The sequence below is a fragment of the Streptomyces sp. CBMA152 genome, assembly GCF_014596475.1.
Taxonomy (GTDB): domain Bacteria; phylum Actinomycetota; class Actinomycetes; order Streptomycetales; family Streptomycetaceae; genus Streptomyces.
In genome coordinates, this window is record NZ_MECJ01000017.1 from 223080 (window position 1) to 245126 (window position 22047).

21 protein-coding genes are annotated in these 22047 nt (G+C 71.6%); 11 read left to right on the forward strand and 10 right to left on the reverse strand.

Going from position 1 to position 22047, the window contains the following annotated elements:
- Positions 1–23 precede the first annotated feature (23 nt).
- Together purB and mug are read left to right on the forward strand one after the other, a co-directional pair.
- Positions 24–1466, forward strand: coding sequence for an adenylosuccinate lyase (gene purB / locus BG418_RS17215; protein ID WP_188274772.1), 1443 nt, complete (start codon positions 24–26; stop codon positions 1464–1466).
- Positions 1467–1509: 43 nt separating this feature from the next.
- Positions 1510–2055 (forward strand): G/U mismatch-specific DNA glycosylase, encoded by a 546-nt coding sequence (mug, locus tag BG418_RS17220; protein WP_188274773.1) that lies wholly within the window; start codon positions 1510–1512, stop codon positions 2053–2055.
- Positions 2056–2100: 45 nt separating this feature from the next.
- Here the strand turns inward: mug and BG418_RS17225 are convergent, their stop codons facing one another.
- From BG418_RS17225 to BG418_RS17240, 4 genes are all read right to left on the reverse strand, one after another.
- A complete protein-coding gene (locus tag BG418_RS17225; RefSeq protein WP_398999163.1) occupies positions 2101–2505 on the reverse strand; it encodes a hypothetical protein in 405 nt (134 codons plus the stop codon).
- Between the two features lie 210 nt (positions 2506–2715).
- Positions 2716–3153 (reverse strand): hypothetical protein, encoded by a 438-nt coding sequence (locus tag BG418_RS17230; protein WP_188274775.1) that lies wholly within the window; start codon positions 3151–3153, stop codon positions 2716–2718.
- A gap of 76 nt (positions 3154–3229) precedes the next feature.
- Entirely contained in the window at positions 3230–3976 is a 747-nt protein-coding gene (locus BG418_RS17235; RefSeq protein WP_188274776.1) for an ABC transporter permease, read from the reverse strand.
- A 3-nt stretch (positions 3977–3979) separates the two neighbouring features.
- Positions 3980–5083 carry an ATP-binding cassette domain-containing protein gene (locus BG418_RS17240; protein ID WP_188274777.1) on the reverse strand — a complete coding sequence of 368 codons (1104 nt, stop codon included), beginning with the start codon at positions 5081–5083 and terminating at the stop codon, positions 3980–3982.
- A 108-nt stretch (positions 5084–5191) separates the two neighbouring features.
- Between BG418_RS17240 and BG418_RS17245 the strand changes: the two genes are divergently transcribed.
- The 3 genes from BG418_RS17245 to BG418_RS17255 all read left to right on the forward strand — a co-directional run bounded on the left by BG418_RS17245 (position 5192) and on the right by BG418_RS17255 (position 8265).
- Positions 5192–6364: a sensor histidine kinase gene (locus BG418_RS17245; protein WP_188274778.1), complete on the forward strand. Its 1173-nt coding sequence runs from the start codon at positions 5192–5194 to the stop codon at positions 6362–6364.
- Between the two features lie 4 nt (positions 6365–6368).
- Complete coding sequence (locus tag BG418_RS17250) at positions 6369–7019, forward strand: response regulator transcription factor (RefSeq protein WP_188274779.1); 651 nt, start codon at positions 6369–6371, stop codon at positions 7017–7019.
- Between the two features lie 88 nt (positions 7020–7107).
- Positions 7108–8265 carry an ROK family transcriptional regulator gene (locus tag BG418_RS17255; RefSeq protein WP_188274780.1) on the forward strand — a complete coding sequence of 386 codons (1158 nt, stop codon included), beginning with the start codon at positions 7108–7110 and terminating at the stop codon, positions 8263–8265.
- A 216-nt stretch (positions 8266–8481) separates the two neighbouring features.
- Here the strand turns inward: BG418_RS17255 and BG418_RS17260 are convergent, their stop codons facing one another.
- Complete coding sequence (locus BG418_RS17260) at positions 8482–9249, reverse strand: GntR family transcriptional regulator (RefSeq protein WP_188274781.1); 768 nt, start codon at positions 9247–9249, stop codon at positions 8482–8484.
- 266 nt (positions 9250–9515) lie between these two features.
- Entirely contained in the window at positions 9516–10412 is an 897-nt protein-coding gene (gene sigJ, locus BG418_RS17265) for an RNA polymerase sigma factor SigJ (protein ID WP_188274782.1), read from the reverse strand.
- A gap of 201 nt (positions 10413–10613) precedes the next feature.
- Between sigJ and BG418_RS17270 the strand changes: the two genes are divergently transcribed.
- Entirely contained in the window at positions 10614–11456 is an 843-nt protein-coding gene (locus tag BG418_RS17270; RefSeq protein WP_188274783.1) for an alpha/beta fold hydrolase, read from the forward strand.
- Positions 11457–11533: 77 nt separating this feature from the next.
- On the opposite strand, the gene BG418_RS17275 is transcribed toward BG418_RS17270, so the two are convergent.
- On the reverse strand, positions 11534–11947 hold the full coding sequence (locus BG418_RS17275; protein ID WP_188274784.1) for a VOC family protein: 414 nt from the start codon (positions 11945–11947) through the stop codon (positions 11534–11536).
- A 297-nt stretch (positions 11948–12244) separates the two neighbouring features.
- Between BG418_RS17275 and BG418_RS17280 the strand changes: the two genes are divergently transcribed.
- Both BG418_RS17280 and BG418_RS17285 read left to right on the forward strand, forming a co-directional pair.
- A complete protein-coding gene (locus tag BG418_RS17280) occupies positions 12245–13825 on the forward strand; it encodes an alkaline phosphatase (RefSeq protein WP_188274785.1) in 1581 nt (526 codons plus the stop codon).
- 146 nt (positions 13826–13971) lie between these two features.
- Positions 13972–15402 carry a GNAT family N-acetyltransferase gene (locus BG418_RS17285; RefSeq protein ID WP_223184938.1) on the forward strand — a complete coding sequence of 477 codons (1431 nt, stop codon included), beginning with the start codon at positions 13972–13974 and terminating at the stop codon, positions 15400–15402.
- Here BG418_RS17285 and BG418_RS17290 read toward each other — a convergent pair.
- A complete protein-coding gene (locus tag BG418_RS17290; RefSeq protein WP_188274786.1) occupies positions 15329–16543 on the reverse strand; it encodes a PLP-dependent aspartate aminotransferase family protein in 1215 nt (404 codons plus the stop codon). The genes BG418_RS17285 and BG418_RS17290 overlap by 74 nt on opposite strands.
- A gap of 59 nt (positions 16544–16602) precedes the next feature.
- On the opposite strand from BG418_RS17290, the gene BG418_RS17295 reads away from it, so the two are divergent.
- Together BG418_RS17295 and BG418_RS17300 are read left to right on the forward strand one after the other, a co-directional pair.
- Entirely contained in the window at positions 16603–17133 is a 531-nt protein-coding gene (locus BG418_RS17295; RefSeq protein ID WP_188274787.1) for an Lrp/AsnC family transcriptional regulator, read from the forward strand.
- A gap of 50 nt (positions 17134–17183) precedes the next feature.
- Complete coding sequence (locus tag BG418_RS17300; RefSeq protein WP_188274788.1) at positions 17184–18866, forward strand: DUF885 domain-containing protein; 1683 nt, start codon at positions 17184–17186, stop codon at positions 18864–18866.
- A gap of 56 nt (positions 18867–18922) precedes the next feature.
- Here the strand turns inward: BG418_RS17300 and BG418_RS17305 are convergent, their stop codons facing one another.
- A complete protein-coding gene (locus tag BG418_RS17305) occupies positions 18923–19408 on the reverse strand; it encodes a rhodanese-like domain-containing protein (protein WP_188274789.1) in 486 nt (161 codons plus the stop codon).
- A gap of 95 nt (positions 19409–19503) precedes the next feature.
- On the opposite strand from BG418_RS17305, the gene BG418_RS17310 reads away from it, so the two are divergent.
- Positions 19504–19962, forward strand: coding sequence for an Lrp/AsnC family transcriptional regulator (locus tag BG418_RS17310; RefSeq protein ID WP_188274790.1), 459 nt, complete (start codon positions 19504–19506; stop codon positions 19960–19962).
- A 24-nt stretch (positions 19963–19986) separates the two neighbouring features.
- Here BG418_RS17310 and BG418_RS17315 read toward each other — a convergent pair whose 3' ends face one another.
- Entirely contained in the window at positions 19987–21693 is a 1707-nt protein-coding gene (locus tag BG418_RS17315; RefSeq protein ID WP_317453679.1) for an SbcC/MukB-like Walker B domain-containing protein, read from the reverse strand.
- Between the last annotated feature and the right edge of the window lie 354 nt (positions 21694–22047).

A 22047-nucleotide genomic window follows, 5' to 3' on the forward strand; every position in this document is an offset into this window, starting at 1 on the left:
AATCACCAGTAGAATCCGGACACGTGACTGCTGTGTCTGCGAAGCCTCGCATCCCCAATGTCCTGGCCGGCCGCTACGCCTCCACGGAGCTGGCCGTCCTCTGGTCCCCCGAGCAGAAGGTGAAGCTGGAGCGTCAGCTCTGGCTCGCCGTGCTGCGCGCGCAGAAGGACCTCGGGATCGAGGTGCCGGACGCCGCTCTCGCCGACTACGAGCGCGTACTCGACCAGGTCGACCTCGCCTCGATCGCCGAGCGCGAGAAGGTCACCCGGCACGACGTGAAGGCGCGGATCGAGGAGTTCAACGCTCTCGCCGGCCACGAGCAGGTCCACAAGGGAATGACCTCCCGTGACCTGACCGAGAACGTCGAGCAGCTGCAGATCCGCCTCTCCCTCGAGCTGATGCGCGACCGCACCGTCGCCGTCCTCGCCCGCCTCGGCAAGCTCTCCGGCGAGTACGCCGAGCTGGTCATGGCAGGCCGCTCCCACAACGTCGCCGCGCAGGCCACCACCCTGGGCAAGCGCTTCGCCACCGCCGCCGACGAGCTGCTCGTCGCCTACGGCCGCCTGGAGGAGCTGCTCGGCCGCTACCCGCTGCGCGGCATCAAGGGCCCGGTCGGCACCGCCCAGGACATGCTCGACCTGCTCGGCGGCGACGCCGCGAAGCTCGCCGACCTCGAACAGCGCATCGCCTGCCACCTCGGCTTCGCGCACGCCTTCACCTCCGTCGGTCAGGTCTACCCGCGCTCGCTCGACTACGAGGTCGTCACCTCCCTGGTCCAGCTCGCCGCCGCTCCTTCCTCGGTCGCCAAGACGATCCGCCTGATGGCCGGCCACGAACTGGTCACCGAGGGCTTCAAGCCCGGCCAGGTCGGCTCGTCCGCGATGCCGCACAAGATGAACACCCGCTCCTGCGAGCGCGTCAACGGCCTGATGGTCATCCTGCGCGGCTACGCCTCGATGACCGCCGAGCTGGCCGGCGACCAGTGGAACGAGGGCGACGTCTCCTGCTCCGTCGTACGCCGGGTGGCCCTGCCCGACGCCTTCTTCGCCTTCGACGGCCTCCTGGAGACCTTCCTCACCGTGCTCGACGAGTTCGGCGCCTTCCCCGCCGTCGTCGCCCGCGAACTCGACCGCTACCTCCCCTTCCTCGCCACCACCAAGGTCCTGATGGCCGCGGTACGCGCCGGGGTCGGCCGGGAAGCCGCGCACGAGGTCATCAAGGAGCACGCCGTCGCCTCGGCACTGGCCATGCGCGAGCAGGGCGCCGAGCGCAACGAACTGCTCGACAAGCTGGCCGCCGACGACCGCATGCCGCTCGACCGCGCCCAGCTCGACGCGCTCATGGCCGACAAGCTGTCCTTCACCGGCGCCGCCGGCGACCAGGTGGCGGCCGTCGTCTCCCGTATCGAGGAGATCGTCAAGCAGCACCCGGCCGCCGCCGGATACACCCCCGGCTCGATCCTCTGACCCGGACCACGGACGAAACCCACGGGACCGACCGGTCACCCCGATGACTCCCGAGGAACTCCAGGCCGCCCGCGACCACGTCATCCCCGACGTGGTCGCCGGCGGCCTGTCCGTACTCTTCTGCGGCATCAACCCGAGCCTGATGTCCGGCGCCACGGGCCACCACTTCGCCCGCCCCGGCAACCGCTTCTGGCCCGTCCTGCATCTCTCGGGCTTCACCCCGCGCCAGCTGAAACCCTGGGAACAGGGCGAGTTGCTGACCTACGGCCTCGGCATCACCAACGTCGTCGCCCGCGCCACCGCCCGAGCCGACGAGCTGACCCCCGACGAGTTCCACGAAGGCGGCCGCGTCCTCACGGCGAAGGTCGAACACCTCCGCCCCCGCTTCCTCGCCGTCGTCGGCATCACCGCCTACCGCACCGCCTTCGACCGCAAGGCCGTGATCGGCCCCCAGGACCGCACCATCGGCGAGACCCGCATCTGGGCCCTCCCCAACCCCAGCGGCCTCAACGCCCACTGGACGGCCCGCACCATGGCCGACGAGTACGCGAAGCTACGGCTGGCGGCAGAGTCGGAGTCGGACGGCTAGTCGAGCCGGGAACGATGGTGCAGCCAGAAGCGGATGACGCGGCTGCTACCCCGCGCTCCGCGGCCCCCGCCGCTTCAGCCGGATCTCCGTGTCCATCGCATAGCTCTGCGTCCAGGCGCGGCCCGCATCCGACTTCCAGGTGACATGAGCCGTCGAGATCGCCTCGTCCACCTTCACCCGGTCCACGGTCATCGACCGCTCACCGTCCCGTACATCGCCCCGCCTCAGATCCTGAGCCTTGACCGACACCGGATCCGTCACCACCACGCTCTCCGCCTCGCCCGCCGCCCGTACGAGCGCGGCCGCGAGTTCCCGAGCCTGCGCGGGACTGAAGTCGGCGGCGGCCGACCCATCGCCCGCATCCCGACTCACCCGAACCACGCCATCCGCCACAACGGACACCGTCGTCGCACCGCCGCCCTGCTCAGCCACCGCGTACGCCACCACCATCTCCTCACCCGCCGACGAGCGACGGCGACGAACCAGGACGTTACGCGACGGCGGCCACGCACCTCGCTCGCGCATCCGCCGCCGGGCGAACGACTCGCCGGGCCCCTCGCCGGTCGGCCTCTCCAGGCACCACCACCCCGCCCGCCAGTCCGGCCCCGCCAACCCGCACCGTCGGTCCGCCCGACCGGCTCGGTCCACAGCGGCCGCCGACTACGGCGGATCGATCTCGGTGACCACGGCCATCAGCTGGAACTCCAGCTCGGTGTCCCACTGCGAGACCCCGACGGCGACCCAGCGGCCGTCCACCCGCCACAGGTGGAGATACGAGACGCTGTTGCTCAGCCCGTCCCACGGCTCCGCTATCTCCTCTCCTTCCATGCTCCGGGTCAGCACGCTCCAAAGACTGAACATCTGCGCCGCGCCCCAGCGATCGCTGAGCCGCTCCGCGAGTGCCTCGCACTCCGCTTCGTACTGCTCCTCCGCTTCAAGGCGCCTGCTGCCGTCGTCGTCCCAGAGCTCCTCGCTGATGCTGAGCTCCGCCACGTGGTAGCCGGGTCCGCTGGTGATGGTCCCCGACCTGCCGCGCTCCGCCGGAAAGTCGCGGACGCGCAGCAGGTCGATGACTTCGAGATGCCGTGCGGTGGTCATGCGGTCAGTAAACCCGTTGCCACTGACAATTGGCCTCCAGTCAGGCGCGCTGCCAACTGTCCTCCTGGGGGTCCCGTCAGGCATCCCGCCGCCGCAGCGCCCACCAGCCCGCCCCGACGGCCAGCGCCACCCACCCCGCGAGCACCGCCATTCCGCTCCACGCCCCCAGCGGCCCCTCGGGGTTGAGGAGCAGGATCTGCTGCCCCGCCCGGTCCGGCATGAAGTCGACGGCGCCACCGTTTCTCGACACGTCCCCCACCACGAAGGGCACGATCAGGAACAGGGGCACCAGCACACTCAACGCTCCGGTCACGCTGCGCAGCAGAGCCGCGAGTCCGGCCGCCAGAAGGCTGGTCAACGCGAGGTAGAAGGCGCAGCCGACAACCGCTCGCAGGGCTCCCGGGTCGCCGATGCCTATGCCGAATCCCTTGTCCATGAGCGCCTGCCCGGACAGGAAGGAGGTCAGGCTGGTGACCAGGCCGACGGAGAAGACGAGCCCGCCGACGACGGCCAGCTTGGCCGCGTAGAACAGCCCCCGGTTGGGCACGGCGCCGAGTGAGACCCGTATGCCGCCGTTCCTGTACTCGGAGGCCATGGCTATGGCGCCGAAAGTGATGGCCGCCATCTGGCCGAAGTTCAGGCCGTAATAGGAGAACAGCACCGGGTCGAAGTCCGTGCTGCCGGGCTCCGGGCGGCCGAGCGTGCCGCAGATGAGGACGGACAGCCCGGCTGTCGCGAGGAACACCGATACCAACGAGCCGACGAGGGACCGCAGCGAACGGACCTTGATCCACTCGGCGTGGAGAACTGCGGGGAACGACACGGCTCATACCTCCTTGGTGGTGGTCTTGCGGGGGGTGTGGCTGTCGTGGTGGGCGGGGTCAGCGTTGCCGGGAGAGCCGGACGGGCCGGAGGAGCCGGACACGCTGGAGGCCCTGGGCACCGCGGACCGGCCGACGGCTCTGGGCGCACCCGACGTACTGGACCTGTTGAAGGCCCCGGATGCGCCCGACATACGGGACGCACCGGACTCGAACTCTGTCTCGTCTGCGGTCAGGTCGAGATACGCCTGCTCCAGCGTTGCCTCCTCCGTGGCCAGTTCGAGCACGGGAATTCCTTCCCGTACCGCGATGGGGCCTATGTCCTCCACCCGCGCGCCTGCCACGATCCATCGGCCGTCCACGTCCTGGACCGGGTCGAAGCCCTGGCCAAGGAGGAGGGCGCGCAGTCGGTTGCCTTCGGTGGTGCGCAGCCGGACCTTCGGCTGGATGCGTGAGTCGATGAAGTCCCTCATCGGGGTGTCCGCGAGCAGGCGGCCCCGGCCGAGGACCACCAGGTGGTCGGCGTAGGAGGCGGTCTCGTTCATCAGATGGCTGGAGACGAGGACCGTTCTGCCCTGCCCGGCCAGCCGACGCGTCAACTCCCTTATCCAGATGATCCCTTCCGGGTCGAGGCCGTTCGAAGGTTCGTCGAGGAGCAGCACCGAGGGATCACCGAGCAGGGCCGCGGCTATGCCGAGCCGCTGGCGCATGCCGAGTGAGTAGGTCTTGATCCGCCGGCTCGCGACTTTCGCGATGCCCGCCTCCTCCAATACCTCGTCCACACGCCGCGTCGGTATGCGATTGCTCGCGGCGAGGGCGCGCAGGTGATCACGGGCTGTGCGCGAGCCGTGCGTGGCCTGGGCGTCGAGCAGCGCGCCGACGTGGCGCAGCGGCTCGTCGTACTCCGCGTATATACGTCCGCCGACGGTGGCGGTGCCGGACGTCGGCCGGTCGAGGCCGAGGACGAGTCGCATGGTCGTGGACTTGCCCGCGCCGTTCGGGCCGAGGAAGCCGGTGACCCGGCCGGGCCGCACGCTGAATGTCAGGCGGTCCACGGCGCGGGTGGTGCCGTACTCCTTGGTGAGTTCTTGGACGTCGATGCTGGTCATGTCTCAACGTTCGCCGTACGGGCGGGTCAACGACCTCCCCCACGCGAGGGGATCGTCTCCCCCGTGCGGGGGAGGTCGCGGCGATCTCGGCGCTGGCACGATGACGGCATGTTCCGCTGTCTCCGCCCGCTGGGCCGCTCCGTGACGTACACGCGATGGCTGCATTTGCTCACGCCGATCGCGGTGTACGGCATTTGGGTGTTCATCGATATGGAACGGCCCTATGTCCCGTTTCTGGCCCTGCTGTTGATAGGGCTGATTCCGGCTGCGCGGCTGGCCGAGGGGATACAGGCCCAGTTGCTGGTCGTGCCGCATGAGCGGGGCCGCCACGACGCGACGGTCTCGGCGGCGCCGTCGGCCAGTTGGGCGGATCGCCGGCGGACGGTGGTGTGGCTCGAAATACGCCTCGCTCTGGCGTTGGTGACCGGTCTCGTGTCGGTCTGGCCCTCGATGCTCACGTATGACTTGGCCAACGGAGCGCTGGGAGGCGGAACGGGCGACATTCCCATAGTCCGGGACCTCGCGCCGCACTGGTGGTGGTGGCTCCTGGCACCGGTGCCGGTGCTCACCATGCTCTGGTGCGTGGTGGGGCTCGGTGAGGCGGATGCCGCACTGGCCCGGCGACTGCTCGGCCCGTCGAAGGCGGAACGGCTGACCGTTCTGGAGGAGCGGACGGAGCGGCTGCTCGAACGCAATCGGATCGCCCGCGAGATCCATGACTCGATCGGGCATGCGCTGACCGTGGCCGTAGTGCAGGCCGGCGCGGCCCGGGCGGCGGGTGATCCGGCGTTCACCGACCGGGCGCTGGCCGCGATCGAGGAGACAGGCCGGGCGGCGCTGGACGACCTGGAACGCGTCCTGCTCGTTCTGCGCGAGAGCGGCGGACCGGTCGGACAGCGGCCGACACTCGACGAGTCGGACCGGCTCCTTGAGTCGGCCCGGGCGTCGGGGGCCAAGGTGGACGCGGAGCTCAGCGGCCCCCTCGCGCTGGTGCCGGGGCCGGTCTCACGGGAGGGGTATCGGATCTTGCAGGAGGCACTGACCAATGTGCTGCGGCACTCGGGGCCCGTGCCGGTGCGGGTACGGGTGGCGGTACTGGGCGAGCGATTGGAGATGGATGTGACGAATCCGCTGCCGGGTTCCCTGCCCAAGGTGCAGGGCGGGAGCGGACTGCGCGGCATACGGGAGCGGGCTGCGCTGCTCGGAGGAGAGGCCAGGTCGGGGCCGAAGGACGGCGAATGGAGGGTGCGCGTCCGGCTGCCGCTGGACGGCCTACGCTGACCGGATGCCGGTTACCGTTCTCCTCGTCGACGACGAGCCCCTGGTCCGCGCGGGTCTGCGTGCTGTGCTCGAAGCGCAGCCCGACATCGAGGTGGTGGGTGAGGCCGCCGACGGCGCCGCCGTCATCCCGTTGGTGCGCAAGCTGCGCCCCGATGTGGTGGCGATGGATGTCCGGATGCCTCTGCTGGACGGGATAGAGGCCACCCGGGCGGTGCTGCGCACCGTGCAGGATCCGCCGAAGATCCTGGTCGTCACCACGTTCGAGAACGACGAGTACGTCTACGAGGCGCTGCGGGCGGGTGCCGACGGGTTTCTGCTGAAGCGGGCCCGGCCCTCGGAGATCGTGCACGCGGTGCGGCTGGTGGCGGAGGGCGAGTCGCTGCTGTTCCCGGCGGCGGTTCGCTCGCTCGCCGCCGAGTACGGCAACCGTGACGCGCGGGCGGCGCTGGACCGGGCCGCCCTCACCGAGCGTGAGGCGGCGGTGCTGCGGCTGATGGCGCGCGGGCTGTCCAACGCGGAGATCGCCGACCGGCTCATCGTCGGGACGGAGACGGTGAAGACGCATGTCAGCGCCGTGCTGGCCAAGTTGGGAGCGCGGGACCGAACCCAGGCGGTGATCGCGGCGTACGAGTCGGGATTCGTGGCTCCGAGCTGATGCGTCTCCGTGACCACCCGCCACTCGCCGTATACCTGACCAGCGAGTACGATCCGGCAGACACGCGTACGAGCTGGGAGGACACACGTTGGGGCGGCTGACCGGCGGGGATCCCTCTCTGCTGCGGCGGATCAATTCCGCGGTGGTGCTCCATGCGCTGCGTGGGGCGGAATCCCCCACTTTGACCGATCTGACCCGGATCACTGGCCTATCGCGGCCGACGGTCGAGGGTGTGGTCGAGGGGCTCATGGAGGGCGGGCTCGTCGTCGAGTCGGCTCCGGAGGAGGGCGAGGCTCGCCGTCAGGGACGGCCGGCACGCCGGTTCAGGTTCCGGGCCGAGGCGGGGCATCTCCTGGGTATCGAGATCGGCCCGCACCGGGTGGCCGCGCTGTTGTCGGGGCTTGACGGGCGGATCGTCGGCGCCGGGTCGCGTGAGGTGTCGGAGACGGCCTCGGCGGACGAGCGGCTGGAGCGGGTGCGTACGACGGTCGCGGATCTGCTGCGACGCGCCGGGGTGGCACGCAGTTCGCTGCGGGCGGTCGGGGTCGGCAGCCCGGGCATCGTCGAGGCGGACGGCACCGTGCGACTCGGGACGGCGCTGCCCGACTGGACCGGTCTACCGCTCGGTGAACGGCTGCGGCGCTCGTTCCGCTGTCCCGTGCTGGTCGAGAACGACGCCAACGCGGCGGCCGTGGCCGAGCACTGGAAGGGCGCGGCGACCGACTCCGACGACATCGTGTTCGTGCTGGCCGGGCTGAGCCCGGGAGCCGGGTCGCTGATAGGCGGTCGGCTGCACCGGGGGTTCGGTGGCGCGGCGGGCGAGATCGGTGCGCTGCATCTGCTCGGCCGTGATGTGACTCCGGAGAAGCTGCTCTCGACGACCGAGGAGCCGTTGCACCCGCTGGACGAGCAGGCGGTCGCCGATGTGTTCGCGCTGGCCAAGCGTGGCGACACCGGCGCCCAGGAAGCCGTGGAGCGGTTCATCCAGCGACTGGTCCACGATGTGGCGGCGCTGGTGCTTGCACTGGATCCGGAGCTGGTCGTCGTGGGTGGCTGGGCGGCCGGGATCGACGGTGTGCTCGACCCGCTGCGCCAGGAGCTGGCCCGGTACTGCCTGCGGCCGCCGCGCGTGGCCCTGTCGATGCTCGGCGAGGCGGCGGTGGCGACGGGTGCGTTGCGGTTGGCGCTCGACCATGTCGAGGAGCAGTTGTTCGCGGTCGAGGGCACGGTGACGGCTCGCCGCTGAGCGGGAAGCGGGCGGAGCCCGTGGGAACCGAGCGGTGGAGCCCGGGAAACACGCGGGCCCGTCGCGAAGCGCATCGGCTCGCCGCTGAGCGGGTGGGACCGCTGGGGCCCGAGCGCTGAGCGGCTGGTCTTCCGGAACCCGAGTGGTGGAGCGCTCGGCAACACGCAGGCCCGCCGCTCTGTGGGCGGCGGGCCGTACTGCAGGCGGGGGCGAGCGTCAGGAGGCCTGGCGCTGGCCTTGGCCCTCGTGGCTGATTTGCAGGTCGCCCGAGTCGCCGAAGGTGAGGCGGCAGGTGTCGGCGCGGTAGGTGGCCACCGAGACGGCGGCGGTCCGGCCGAGGGCGAAGTAGCGCGTGGTCACGACGAGGACGGGCGCGCCCGGCAGCCGGTCGAGCTCCTTGGCGTCGTCGGCGCGGGCCGAGCCGAGCTCGACCGCGCGGTCCTGACCCTCCAGGTCGAGGCGCTGCAGTTCACGCAGGACGCTGCGCGCGCGGGCCGGTCCGGAGGGCGCGTCGATCGCGCTGAGGTCCGGCACGGACGACGCGGGCACGTACAGCAGCTCCGCGGCGACGGGCTGGCCGTGGGTCGTGCGGATCCGGCGGACCGTGTGCATCTCCTCGGCGGACTCGGCGTCGAAGAGCCGGGCCGCCGCGAGCGGCGGGGCCGCGACGGTGCAGTCGACGGCCTGCCAGGCGTCACCGGCCGTGCCCGGCCAGTCGTGGCGCGCGGTGGAGACGGAGACGCCCATGCGCGGCGGGGCGACGGTCGTGCCGACGCCACGGCGGCGCTGAAGACGGCCTTCGAGTTCCAGCTGCTCCAGAGCCTGGCGGAGCGTGGCGCGCGCGACGCCGAAACGAGCGGCCAGGTCACGCTCGTTGGGCAAGATCTCGCCCACCGCGAAGTCCGAGTCGAGCGCCTCGCTCAGCACGGTCTTGAGGTGCCAGTACTTCGGCTCCGGCACCGTTTCCAGCTGCGTGGTCCCCACCCTGTCCTCCGCAATCGCCGTGCCCCGGCGGCTTTTCTGCGCCCTTGTTTATTAAAGGTTCCTGCACTAACTCTGCGACCATAGGGCGGCCCACCCCCTTGGTCAAGACCAATCCTCGTTCCGTTACGGAACGAATCCGACCTCTGGCGCAGAGCGTTCACACGACGTTCGCGGTCCCGTGAGCAGTGCGCAGCAAACGGCCCCGCGCCCGTGTGGACGCGGGGCCGAGACTCGCCGAGACTCGTGGGGCCAAGAGAGCCAAGGGGCTACTCAGCGGCCCCTTTGGGAGTGAGTGCGGCCATTTTGTCCGGGTTGAGCACGACATAGACGCACTGGATCAGCCCGTCCACGACATCCAGTTGCAGCACGCTGTCCGGTTTGCCGTCGGACAGGCCCAGTACCGCCGGGCCGCCGTTGATCTCGGCGATGCGGAAGTCGACCTCGGGTATCCCGTCCTGCGACACCGCGTACAGGAATCGTCCGACCTTGTCGGCGGTCTCGATGATGCGCATGGGGGCCTGGGCCTTGCCGCCGCTGTCGCCGATGAACCGTACGTCGGGGGCGAGCAGGGAGATCATCGAATCCAGGTCGCCGCCGCCGGCCGCGGCCAGGAACCGATCCGTCAGATGGCGGCGCTGGACGGGGTCGACGTCATAGCGCGGCTTGCGCTCGTCGACGCGGCGGCGGGCGCGCCCCGCGAGCTGGCGCACGGCGGGCTCGGTGCGGTCGAGTACGGCGGCGATCTCCGCGAACGGGAAGCCGAACGCCTCGCGCAGCACGAACACGGCCCGTTCCAGGGGCGACAGCGATTCGAGGACGACCAGGACGGCGAGCGAGACGGAGTCGGCCAGCATGGCCTGTTCGAGGGTGTCGGGTACGACGGGCCCGAAGTCGGTGGCGATCAGCTCGGGCAGCCAGGGGCCGACATATGCCTCGCGCCGTGACTGGATCCGGCGCAGCCGGTCCAGGGCGAGCCGGGTGGTGATCCGTACGAGAAAGGCACGCGGGTCGCGTACGTCGTCGCGATCCTGCGCCGACCAGCGCAGCCATGCCTCCTGCACCACGTCCTCGGCATCGCTCACGCGGCCGAGCATGCGGTAGGCCACGCCCGTCAGGACGGACCGATGGCCTTCGAAGATCTCGGCGGCAGTGGAGGCAGTCACTGCCCCATCCCAGCCGACCGGCCAACGGCTGTCCAGGAGAAAACGCTGAACTGTTCGATTCTCGGTGACCCCGACGACGCCGGGCGCCGCCCCCTTGAACTCCAAGCTACCGAAGGGTAATTGTTGTTGACAGGGTGTCTACCGTCGCCCCGGGTCCACCGTCGACCTCGGGGCGCCACGTCCACGACCGGGAGCAGCAGCATGGCCGAAGAGGTCTCCTTCACGATCGACTCCCCCAGGGGCAGCCGCACTGTCACCATCGCGTATCGGCGGGCCGGTGCCGGTGAACCGCTGCTCCTGCTGCACGGTATCGGCCACCACCGGCAGGCCTGGGACCCGGTGTTCGACATTCTGGCCGCCGAACGGGACGTCATAGCCGTGGATCTGCCGGGGTTCGGCGAGTCCCCGGCGCTGCCGGACGGCGTCGCGTACGACCTGGCGACGGTCGTCCCGACGCTGGGCGCGCTCTGCGCGGAACTCGGCGTCGACCGGCCGCATGTCGCGGGCAACTCGCTCGGCGGGCTGCTGGCACTGGAGTTGGGGCGCGAGAAGCTGGTGCGTTCCGTGACGGCCCTGTCCCCCGCCGGGTTCTGGACGCAGAGCGAGCGCCGGTACGCCTTCGCGACGCTGACCGCGATGCGGCGCACGGCGAAGCTGCTGCCGCTGCCGGTCATCGAGCGGATGTCCCGGACGGCCGCCGGGCGTACGGCGCTCACCAGCACCATCTACGCGCGCCCCGGGCGCCGTTCGCCGGAGGCCGTCGTCGCCGAGACGCTGGCGCTGCGGGAGGCGACCGGGTTCGCCGACACCCTGGCCGCCGGGGTCGCGGTCCGGTTCACCGACGATGTGCCGGGTGTCCCGGTGACCGTGGCCTGGGGCACCAAGGACCGGCTGCTGCTGCGGCGCCAGGGTGTGCGGGCCAAGCAGACCATCCCGGGTGCGCGGCTGGTGCGGCTGCCTGGGTGCGGTCATGTCCCTATGAACGACGATCCCGCCCGGGTCGCCCGCGTGATCCTTGACACGAGCCGTGTCGACGCCGTCTGAAGCGCGGATATTCGGCTGCGGACCGTGCGTGGCTGGTCGCGCAGTTCCCCGCGCCCCTTCAAAGCGGACAAGTCCTCTCAGGAGTTGCTCCAACCCCGCATACACAGCACCAACCGATACCCGTCCGGGTCCTCGATGGTCACCCCCCACTCGTTCCAATACGGGTTCGGCGACTCCACCCGCTTGCCCCCGTGCGTCTCAAGGCGGGCCACCAACTCCTGCGGAACTTCCTCGTCCACGTAGATGACGAGGAGGTCCTCCTCCGTCGGCCGGGGATCGACGGGCGCGGCGGGCTCGTGGACCAGTTCCAGGTGCCAGTCGGCGTCCGGCCAGCCGACCATCAACAGGGCGTGCTCGCCGGGCGCAGCGCTCTCGGCGTCGAGGCGCCACACGACGTCGAGGCCCAGGCCCTCGACCCAGAAACGTTCCGCCGCGACCAGGTCGCGCGACGGGCGGGCGATACGGATGTGCGAACGGCCTCCGACAGGCATGACGGGCCCCTGTGCTCTCTCTGTTGGCGCCGCCGCGCCGGTTCGCGCGGCGGGGCCGCCGGTTCGGCGGCCCTTAGGGCAACGTACTCAACGAAGATCACCGGGTCGATCGTTCCTTCGTCGCAGGCCGCTGGTCCTACGTCGTCCGGTCCCGCGCCCCCATGCCCGCCCCTGCGCCCCCACCCCGTCGCTCCCGCTGTTCACCTGCGGTTCGCGCCCGCGCCGCAGCCGGGCAGTAGGCATGGCGAGACCGACCCAATGGATCACCCGTACCCGACCGTCCCTGGAGGCGCCCCGATGCCGTACCGCCCACGGATCTCCTCGCCCAACCGCCGTACCGTACTGAAGGGTTCGCTGGCCGCGTCGGCCGGGCTCGCCCTGCCCGCCGGGCTCGCGGCGGCGCCCGCGCTGGCGCTGTCCGGGCGGCCGAGCGCCGAGTGGGGTGTGCAGGCGGGCGACATCACGGCGTCGTCCGGGCTCATCTGGGCCCGCTCCGACCGGCCCGCCCGGATGCTGGTGGAGACGTCCGCCACCGAATCGTTCCGGCGGGCACGCAGTTGGGTGGGGCCCGTGGTCGGTCCCGGCACCGACTTCACCGGTACGACGCAGCTGCGGGGCCTGCCGCCCGGCGAGCAGATCCACTACCGGGTCACGCTCGCCGACCCGGACGATCCGCGCCGTACGGGCAAGCCCGTGTACGGCACGTTCCGCACCGCGCCCGCCTCGCGCCACCGCGACGTGCGGTTCCTGTGGTCGGGCGACATCGCCGGGCAGGGCTGGGGCATCAACCCCGACCTCGGCGGCTTCCGCGTGTACGACGAGATGCGTCTGCTGAACCCGGACTTCTTCCTCTCCAGCGGAGACAACATCTACGCGGACGGGGTGATCCTGCCCAGCGTGACGCTCCCCGACGGCCGGGTCTGGCGGAACGTCACCACCGAGGAGAAGTCCAAGGTCGCCGAGACACTGGCCGAGTACCGGGGCAACTTCCGCTACAACCTGCTCGACGGCAACGTACGACGGTTCAACGCGCAGGTCCCCTCGATCGTTCAGTGGGACGACCACGAGGTGCGCAACAACTGGTATCCCGGGCAGATCCTGGACGACGCCCGCTACACGGAGAAGAACATCGACGTCCTGGCGGCGCGTTCACTGCGTGCCTTCGGTGAGTACTTCCCGGTCTCGACGTTGCGCCCGGGCAGTCGCGAGGGCCGGGTGCAGCGGGTGGTGCGGCACGGTCCGCTGCTCGATGTGTTCGTGCTCGACATGCGGACGTACCGCGACGCCAACTCGCCCGGCCGGCAGGCGGACGACACGGTCGGCATCCTCGGCGCCGAGCAACTGGAGTGGCTGAAGCGGGAACTGGGGCGCTCGCGCGCGGTGTGGAAGGTGATCGCCGCCGATATGCCGCTGGGTCTGGTGGTCACCGACGGCCCGACGGACTTCGAGGCCGTGTCGCAGGGCGACCCGGGCGCACCGCTCGGCCGCGAGCTCCAGATCGCCGAGCTGCTGCGGTTCATCAAGCACCGCAAGATCACCGGCACCCTGTGGCTGACCGCCGATGTGCACTACACAGCGGCCCAGCACTACGCACCGGAGCGGGCCGCGTTCAAGGACTTCTCGCCGTTCTGGGAGTTCGTGTCGGGGCCGCTCGCCGCGGGCGGTTTCCCCGCGAACAAGCTGGACGGCACGTTCGGCCCCGACCAGGTGTTCGTCCACGCACCGGCCCGGGCCAACGCGTCGCCGATCGAGGCGCCGCCGAACTTCGGCGAGATCGAGATCGACGGCGGCAGCGGCGAGCTGACGGTGCGGCTGCGCGCCGAGGGCGGGTCGGTACTGTTCACCAAGGTCCTGAAGCCCGGCCTCGTGGGGCAGTGACCCCGTACGGGGTTACGCAGCCGCCACCCCGACTCACACGCCGTCTCATCTCGTAAGAAATAGTCCAAAAATCACCAGAACCGCGCTTAACCCATCGGTCACAAAGCGTTCGTGATCACGCAACACCGCTCGGTCACAGTGAAGGCATGACCGATATGCCTGAGCCCCGTGTCCCCACCGACCCCAAGAGCACCCATCGTCACCACTGGCGGCGGGACATGACCGAGCTGGCAGCGCTGTTCACGGCCGTGGCCGTGGCCGACGGACTCGCGAATCTGGTCGCGCACGGGCCCGACGGCCCGTTCCTGCTGGTTGCCTCCGCCGTCGCGCTGGTGGCCTCGGCGGCGTTCCACACCTGGTGGGCGCGGCGCCACAGCCACGCGCCCCCGGGCGAGGCCGTCATCGATACGGGCGCGGCGCCCGCCACCACCGGCGCCGCGCCCACCGTCCACGCCGGGGCGGACGCGCCCCCGCGCGCGAGCCAGCTGTGGCGGATGCGCACCACCGTGCGGGACGAGCCGGGCAGCCTGGCCTCGCTGTGCATCGCGCTCGCCCACAACCGGGTGGACATCCTGACGCTCCAGACGCACCCGCTGGCCGACGGCACCGTGGACGAGTTCCTGCTGCGGGCGCCCGCCGACCTGCCCGCCGCCCGGCTCACCCGCGAGATCGCGGCGGCCGGCGGCCACGACACCTGGCTGGAGCGCGCCGACGCGCACGACCTGGTGGACACGCCCACGCGCGTGCTCTCGCTCGCCACCCGCACCGCGCTCGACGCGGCCGAACTGCCGCTCGCACTGCGCCAGTTGCTGGGCCGGTGCAGCATCCACTCACTGCCCGCCGTGTCCGTTACGGGCCGCCCGACGGGTGAGAGCGCGCCGGTGGAGGGCGTACTCGAAGCGACCGCCATGCGGCTGCGCGATCCCCGCGGCGGGGTCCTCACCATCGAGCGGCCCCATCTCCCGTTCACCCCGACCGAGTTCGCGCGGGCGCGCGCCCTCGTCGAGCTGGACGCGCGCCTCGGCCCCCGTATCCCGCGCAGCCAGGACGTCCTCACCCTGCCCGAGGGCAACGAGATCACCGTCCGCCGGGCCGGTCAGGACGATGTCGAGGCCGCCAAGGCGATGCACGAGCGCTGCTCGGACCGCACGCTGAGCATGCGCTACCACGGCCCGGTGGGCGACGCCGACCGCTATCTCAACCATCTGCTGAGCCCGCGCTACGGCCGTACGCTGGCCGTGCAGACCGCCTCCGGGCGGCTCGTCGCCCTCGGCCATCTGCTGTGGGACGGCGACGAGACCGAGGTGGCACTGCTCGTCGAGGACTCCTGGCAGCGCCGGGGCATCGGCTCCGAGCTCCTTGGCCGACTGGTGGCACTGGCCACGGAGGCGGGCTGCGAGAGCGTGTACGCGGTCACCCAGTCGTCCAACACCGCGATGGTGGCGGCCATGCGCGGCCTCGGACTGCCCCTCGACTACCAGATCGAGGAGGGCACCCTGGTGGTCACCGCCCGGCTGCCGAAGACTCCCACGCCGGCGCGAGCGTCGATCGAGTCCCTGGAACAGGCGGAGCGCTGAGCGCCCGGTCCAGGTCGCGCCACAGGTCCTCGACGTCCTCCAGACCGACCGACATGCGCAGCAGCCGGTCACTGACCCCGGCGGAGCGCCGGTCCGTCTCGGCCACGATGCGGTGGCTGATGGAGGCGGGGTGCTGGATGAGGGTGTCGACACTGCCGAGGCTGACGGCGGGGGTGATCAGGCGGACGCCCGCGATGACGCGGTGCGGGTCGCCGTACACCTCGAAGGCGATCATCGCGCCGCCCACCGACGGATGGTGGACCCGGGCGACGCGCGGGTCGGCGGCCAGCCTGCGGACCAGTTCCGCAGCGCTCGCCGATGCCGCGCGGATCCGTACGGGGAGCGTCGCCAGCCCTCTGAGCAGCAGATATCCCGCGAGCGGATGCAGGACGGCGCCGGTGGCGAACCGCACCTGGCGCAGTCGGCGGGCGAACTCCTCGTCGCAGGCGACGACGCCGCCCATCACGTCCCCGTGCCCGCCGAGGTACTTGGTGGCGCTGTGCAGCACGATCCGTGCGCCCTGGGTCAGCGGCCGCTGGAGCACCGGGGTGGCGAAGGTGTTGTCGACGAGCAGCGGGACCGTGCCGCAGGCGTGCGCGAGGGCCCTGATGTCGACCTCGGCGAGCGTCGGATTGGCCGGGGTCTCGACGATCACCAGTCCGGTGTCGGGCCGTATGGCGTCGGCGACGCCGGCCGGGTCGACCCAGGTCACCTCCGTACCGAGCAGTCCGGCGTCCAGGAGATGGTCGCTGCAGCCGTACAGCGGCCGGACCGCGACCACGTGCCGCAGGCCCTCGGCGGCCCGGGCGAGCAGGACCGCGGTGAGCGCGGCCATGCCGCTGGCGAAGGCGACGGCGCTCTCGGCGTCTTCCAGCCGCGCGAGCGCTGTCTCGAAACGGCCTACGGTCGGGTTGTCGAGCCGGGCGTAGACCGGCGGCCCTTCGGGCAGGACGCCGGTGGCCGCGAAGGCGTCGATACGGGCCGCCTCGCCCGCGCTGTCGTACGAGGGGTAGGTCGTGGAGAGATCGATCGGCGGGGCGTGCAGTCCGAGTCCGGCGAGGTCGTCGCGGCCGGCGTGCACGGCTTCGGTGGCGAGGGCGCGGGGTGCGGCCGGGCCGCGGTCCTGCGTGTCGGTGTCCATGGCGGCACTGTGACCGCGTGACCGGAATTGATCGGTGGACTCCGTGCTACGTTCGGCCAATGGCGGAATCTGTCGCACTGGACCCGGTGGATCTGGACATTCTGCGCCTGTTGCAGAACGACGCCCGGACCACCTACCGAGATCTGGCGGCGCAGGTGGGTGTGGCGCCCTCCACCTGCCTCGACCGGGTCGCCCGGCTGCGCCGCTCCGGCGTCATCCTGGGCCATCAGCTCCGGCTCGACCCGGCCAAAATGGGCCGTGGCCTGGAGGCACTCCTCTCCGTACAGGTGCGACCACATCGGCGTGAACTGATCGGTCCGTTCGTGGAGCGGATCCGGGCGCTGCCGGAGTCCCGCTCCCTGTTCCACCTCACCGGGCCGGACGACTACCTGGTCCACGTGGCCGTGGCGGACACGGCCGATCTCCAGCGGCTGGTGCTCGACGAGTTCACCTCGCGGCGCGAAGTCGCCCGGGTGGAGACCCGGCTGGTCTTCCAGCACTGGGAGTGCGGCCCTCTGCTGCCTCCCTCGTCGACTCCTCCGTCAACTTCCGCTTCGTCCCCTCTCTCCTCTTCCCTCCCCGGTGGCTGAAGGTCGACAGTGGGTGACGCGGAGCACGTGGGCGTACCAGGATGTGGTCCATGCCAGACACTTCCAGCAGCGTGCTGCCCCGCCAGGTCGCCGACGCGTACGTCGACGCACTCATCGAACTCGACCCCATCACCGGTACGTATCTGGGCGTAAGCAAAAGTTCCCGTCTGCTTCCGGACTTCACCCCCACCGGCCAGGAGGCGCAGGCCGCGCTCGTCCGCGCCACGCTCGCGCGACTCGATGAGGCCGAGCGGCTGCCGGGCGCGGACTCCGACTCCGAGCGGCGCTGCGCCAGGCTGCTGCGGGAGCGCCTGTCGTCCGAACTCGCCGTCCACGAGGCGCAGGAGGGCCTGCGCCTGATCAGCAACCTGCGCTCGCCGGCCCACTCGGTCCGCCAGGTGTTCACCATGATGCCGGTCGCCGACGACGAGGGCTGGGCGGCGGTCGCGGACCGGCTCAAGGCCGTCCCGGCCGCACTGGAGGGCTACCGCGTCTCGCTGGAGACGGGCCTGGACCGCGGGCTGTACGCGGGCCCGCGCGCCACCAGGACGTTCATCGGCCAGCTCACCGAGTGGATCGGCACGGACCGCAACTGGTTCGAGGACTTCGTCGCGCCGGGCCCGGAGGCCTTGCGCGCCGAACTCGACGCCGCCGCGCGCGTGGCGGGCGAGGCGCTGGTCGCGCTGCGCAGCTGGCTCAGCGAGGTGTACGCGCCCGCGATCGCCGACGCGCCGGACACCGTGGGCCGCGAGCGGTACGCGCGCTGGGTGCGGTACTTCAACGGCACGACCCTGGACCTGGACGAGGCGTACGCGTACGGCTGGTCCGAATACCACCGCATCCTCGGCGAGATGAAGACCGAGGCCGAGAAGATCCTGCCGGGCGCGGGACCTTGGGAGGCGCTGGCCCACCTCGACGTGCACGGCACCCACATCGAGGGCGTCGACGAGGTCCGCGACTGGCTGCAGGCCCTGATGGACGAGGCCATCGAGGCCCTTGACGGCACGCACTTCGAACTCGCCGAGCGGGTACGGAAGGTGGAGTCGCACATCGCGCCGCCCGGCAGCGCGGCCGCGCCCTACTACACCGGCCCGTCCGAGGACTTCTCACGCCCGGGCCGCACCTGGCTGCCCACCATGGGCGAGACCCGCTTCCCGGTGTACGACCTGGTCTCCACCTGGTACCACGAGGGCGTTCCCGGCCACCATCTGCAGATCGCGCAGTGGCGGCACGTCGCCGACCGGCTCTCCCGCTACCAGGCGACCATCGGCACGGTCAGCGCCAACGCCGAGGGCTGGGCGCTGTACGCGGAGCGGCTGATGGACGAGCTGGGCTTCCTGCCCGACCCCGAGCGGCGGATCGGGTATCTGGACGCGCAGATGATGCGGGCGTGCCGGGTCATCGTCGACATCGGTATGCACCTGGAGCTGGAGATTCCGGACCACTCGCCGTTCCATCCCGGCGAGCGGTGGACGCCGGAGCTGGCACAGGAGTTCTTCGGCAGCCACAGCGGGCGGCCCGCCGAGTTCGTGGAGAGCGAGCTGACCCGCTATCTGTCGATGCCCGCGCAGGCGATCGGCTACAAACTGGGCGAGCGGGCCTGGCTGTTGGGCCGCGAGAACGCCAAGAAGCACCACGGCGACGCGTTCGACGCCCGTGCCTGGCACATGGCGGCGCTCTCCCAGGGACCGCTGGGCCTGGACGACCTGGTGGACGAGCTGTCCAAGCTCTGACGCCAATTCGGTGGTGGGCCGCTCCCGGCCCACCACCGGGTCCGCGCGCCCGCCGTTCAACAGCCGCAGCTCTCCGAGTCGACGGGCGCGGTCAGCGGGTCGGCGTCGCGCTTCTCGCCGCCCTCCCAGGTCTCGAACTCGAAGCCCTCACGGACCCAGTACTCGAAGCCGCCGAGCATCTCCTTGACCTGGAAGCCGAGTTCGGCGAGCGCGAGGGCGGCGCGGGTGGCGCCGTTGCAGCCGGGGCCCCAGCAGTAGGTGACCACGGGCACCGACTTGTCCAGAATCTGCTCGGCCTGCTCGGCGATCAGCGCGGTCGGCAGGTGGACGGCACCGGGGACATGGCCCTGGTCCCAGGACTCGGTGGAGCGCGAGTCGAGCACGACGAAGCCCGGGTCACCGCCCGCGGCCAGGGCGGACGCCACGTCGGAGACATCGGCGTGGAAGACCAGGCTGGCGCGGAAGTACGCGGCGGCGTCGGCGGGAGCGGCCGGGGCGACGCGGAGAACGGAGTTGGCGGCGGCGAGCTGCGTTGTTGTCATGGCCAAAAATCTACGGCCATCACTCCGGTGACGAGAAGGTGCGATCCCCGGAACATCTCTTGATTCGCCGGTGATTTCACGGTTGTCTGGCAACCATGACCGAGTATTCCCCGGACGCCACCGACTGGCGCATCCTGGACGCCCTCCAGCAGGACGGCCGCGCCAGCTTCGCCGAGCTGGCCCGCACCGTCGCCATGTCCCCGAGCGCCGTCACGGAACGGGTGCGCCGCCTCGAAGAGGCAGGGGTGATCTCGGGCTACACGGCGGTCGTCGACCAGGAGCGGCTCGGCCGCTCGATCCTCGCCTTCGTACGGCTGCGGTATCCCAACGGCAACTACAAGCCGTTCCACGATCTCCTGGAGACGACCGGCGAGATCATGGAAGCGCACCATGTCACGGGCGACGACTGCTTCGTGATCAAGGTCGCGGCGCGGTCGATGAACCACCTGGAGGAGATCTCCGGGAAGATCGGCGCGCTGGGGTCGGTGACGACGAGCGTGGTCTACTCGTCGCCGCTCCCCCGGCGCGCGATCAGCATCCCGTCGACGGGCTGACCGGCAGGCGGACCCGCGGGCCGCTCAGCCCGGTATCCCGGCCGAGCGGTGGCGCACCTGCGAGCCGTCGCGCCCCTTGACGATCTCCAGCTGGGTGGGGATGCGGCGGCGCAGATCGCCCACGTGGCTGACGATGCCGACGCTGCGCTCCCGTTCGCGCAGCGAGTCCAGTACGTCGAGGACTTCGTCGAGGGCCTGGTCGTCGAGGCTGCCGAAGCCCTCGTCGATGAAGAGCGTGTCGAGGCGTACGCCACCGGCTTCGTCGGTGACCACGTCGGCGAGGCCGAGGGCGAGCGCCAGGGAGGCGAAGAACGTCTCGCCGCCGGAGAGCGTGGCGGTGTCCCGCTCGCGGCCCGTCCAGGCGTCGACGACATGCAGCCCGAGCCCGGAGCGGCCGCGGCCGCCCTTGGCGTCGGAGTGCACCAGCGTGTAGCGCCCGCCCGACATCCGGCCGAGCCGGGCCGTCGCGGCGGCGGCCACCTGCTCAAGGCGCGCGGCCAGTACGTACGACTCAAGCCGCATCTTGCGTTCGTTGTCGGCGGAGGTGCCCGCCGTGAGCCCCGCGAGCCGCGCCACCCGGTCGTACTCGATACGCAGCGGTCCCATCCGGCGCGTCTCCTCGGCGGCCCGGCGGCCGAGGGTGGCGAGCTCGTCGCAGCGGGCGCGCGCGGCGGCGAGCTCCGAAGCGGCCTCGCGCAGGGCGCGGGCCACGCGCGCGTGGGCGGCTTCGGCCTGTTCGGTCCGCGCGGGCGGGCGGGCCGCCGCCGCGACGGTGGCGGGCTCGGCGAGCCGGTCGGCGACCGCGGCCTCCTCGCGCTGCCAGTCGTCGAGCCGGTGCTGGAGCTCGCTCTGCTGCCGCTCGTCCAGGAAGGCGGCGGCCGCGGCCCGGGGGGTGTCGAACCCGGCCCGGAAGGCCGCCTCCGACAGCCGTCCGTCGGCGTCCTTGAGGCGCTGCGCGCTCGCCTCGACCTCGCGGACGTCCGTGGCGGCCGCTGCGAGCAGTCCGGCGCGGTGCTCCAGGAGCGCCGCCTGCTCGGCGACGCTGCCCGCCTCACCCCTCGCCTGCGCCAACTCCTTTTCGAGGGCGCCCTGTTCGCGGTCGAGCAGTTCGCATCGGGTCGTACGGGCCGATGCGCGGTTGGCTGCCTGCTGCTGTTCCGCGCGCCGCCGGTCGTGCTCGCGCTCCGCGCTCTCGAAGGCCTCGCGCGCGGCGTGCAGCCCGGCGGCGAGCGAGCGGACCTCGCCGTACTCGGCGTCCAACTTCCGTACCTCGTCGGAGAGTTCCGTGAGGGCCGCCACGCCCGCCTCGGCGCGCTTCGCCGCGTACTGCTCGCGGACCGAGGCGAGCGCGCGCTCGGCGTCGGCACGGGCCGCGTCGGCGCCTCGGTACGCCTGCTGCGCGGCCTCCTCCGTCGTACGGTCCACCTGGCCTGCGCCCACGCGCGCGGGGGCGGGGTGTTCGGGCGAGCCGCAGACGGCGCACGCCTCTCCGTCGCGCAACCCGGCGGCGAGCTCGGCGGCGATGCCGCGCAGCCGCTCCTCGCGCAGTTCGAGCCAGTGCTCATGGGCCGCGTTGGCCCGTTCGCGGGCAGCGCTCTGCTGTGCCTCGGCGGCGTGCAGACGTCCTTCGAGCGCGTCCCGGTCGCGGGCGGCGGCCAGTCGGCGCCGGGCCGGGTCGAGCTGTCCTGCCAGCTGTTCCGCGCGCGTGGCGGCCTGGTGCGCCGCCTCCACACGCTCCTGGTGGCGCAGCCGGGTGGCGTCCCAGGCGGCGAGCCAGGCGCCCGCCTCCAGGAGCAGTTCGTCGTCGGCCCTGGCCTGGCGGTCGAGGTCGGCGCGCTCGGCGGAGATCTCGGCGCTGCGCCGCTCGGCGCGGCGGGCGGCGGGGAGGGGGGGGGGGGGGGGGGGGGGGGGGAGGGGGTGGGGGGGGGGGGGGGGGGGGGGGGGGGGGGGGGGGGGGGGGGGGGGGGGGGGGGGGGGGGGGGGGGGGGGGGGGGGGGGGGGGGGGGGGGGGGGGGGGGGGGGGGGGGGGGGGGGGGAGGCCCCCTCCCCACAGGCCGATTTAGCCGACCACGCCCCGCAGTGCCA

Coding starts and splice junctions, on each gene's coding strand:
- BG418_RS17225 (WP_398999163.1), bottom strand. CDS start 2,505: ATGGTGGTGGCGTACGCGGTGGCTGAGCAGGGCGGCGGTGCGACGACG.
- BG418_RS17245 (WP_188274778.1), top strand. CDS start 5,192: ATGTTCCGCTGTCTCCGCCCGCTGGGCCGCTCCGTGACGTACACGCGA.
- BG418_RS17305 (WP_188274789.1), bottom strand. CDS start 19,408: ATGACAACAACGCAGCTCGCCGCCGCCAACTCCGTTCTCCGCGTCGCC.
- BG418_RS17275 (WP_188274784.1), bottom strand. CDS start 11,947: ATGCCTGTCGGAGGCCGTTCGCACATCCGTATCGCCCGCCCGTCGCGC.
- BG418_RS17310 (WP_188274790.1), top strand. CDS start 19,504: ATGACCGAGTATTCCCCGGACGCCACCGACTGGCGCATCCTGGACGCC.
- BG418_RS17290 (WP_188274786.1), bottom strand. CDS start 16,543: ATGGACACCGACACGCAGGACCGCGGCCCGGCCGCACCCCGCGCCCTC.
- BG418_RS17300 (WP_188274788.1), top strand. CDS start 17,184: ATGCCAGACACTTCCAGCAGCGTGCTGCCCCGCCAGGTCGCCGACGCG.
- mug (WP_188274773.1), top strand. CDS start 1,510: ATGACTCCCGAGGAACTCCAGGCCGCCCGCGACCACGTCATCCCCGAC.
- BG418_RS17285 (WP_223184938.1), top strand. CDS start 13,972: ATGACCGATATGCCTGAGCCCCGTGTCCCCACCGACCCCAAGAGCACC.
- BG418_RS17295 (WP_188274787.1), top strand. CDS start 16,603: ATGGCGGAATCTGTCGCACTGGACCCGGTGGATCTGGACATTCTGCGC.
- BG418_RS17250 (WP_188274779.1), top strand. CDS start 6,369: ATGCCGGTTACCGTTCTCCTCGTCGACGACGAGCCCCTGGTCCGCGCG.
- BG418_RS17270 (WP_188274783.1), top strand. CDS start 10,614: ATGGCCGAAGAGGTCTCCTTCACGATCGACTCCCCCAGGGGCAGCCGC.
- BG418_RS17280 (WP_188274785.1), top strand. CDS start 12,245: ATGCCGTACCGCCCACGGATCTCCTCGCCCAACCGCCGTACCGTACTG.
- BG418_RS17240 (WP_188274777.1), bottom strand. CDS start 5,083: ATGACCAGCATCGACGTCCAAGAACTCACCAAGGAGTACGGCACCACC.
- BG418_RS17230 (WP_188274775.1), bottom strand. CDS start 3,153: ATGACCACCGCACGGCATCTCGAAGTCATCGACCTGCTGCGCGTCCGC.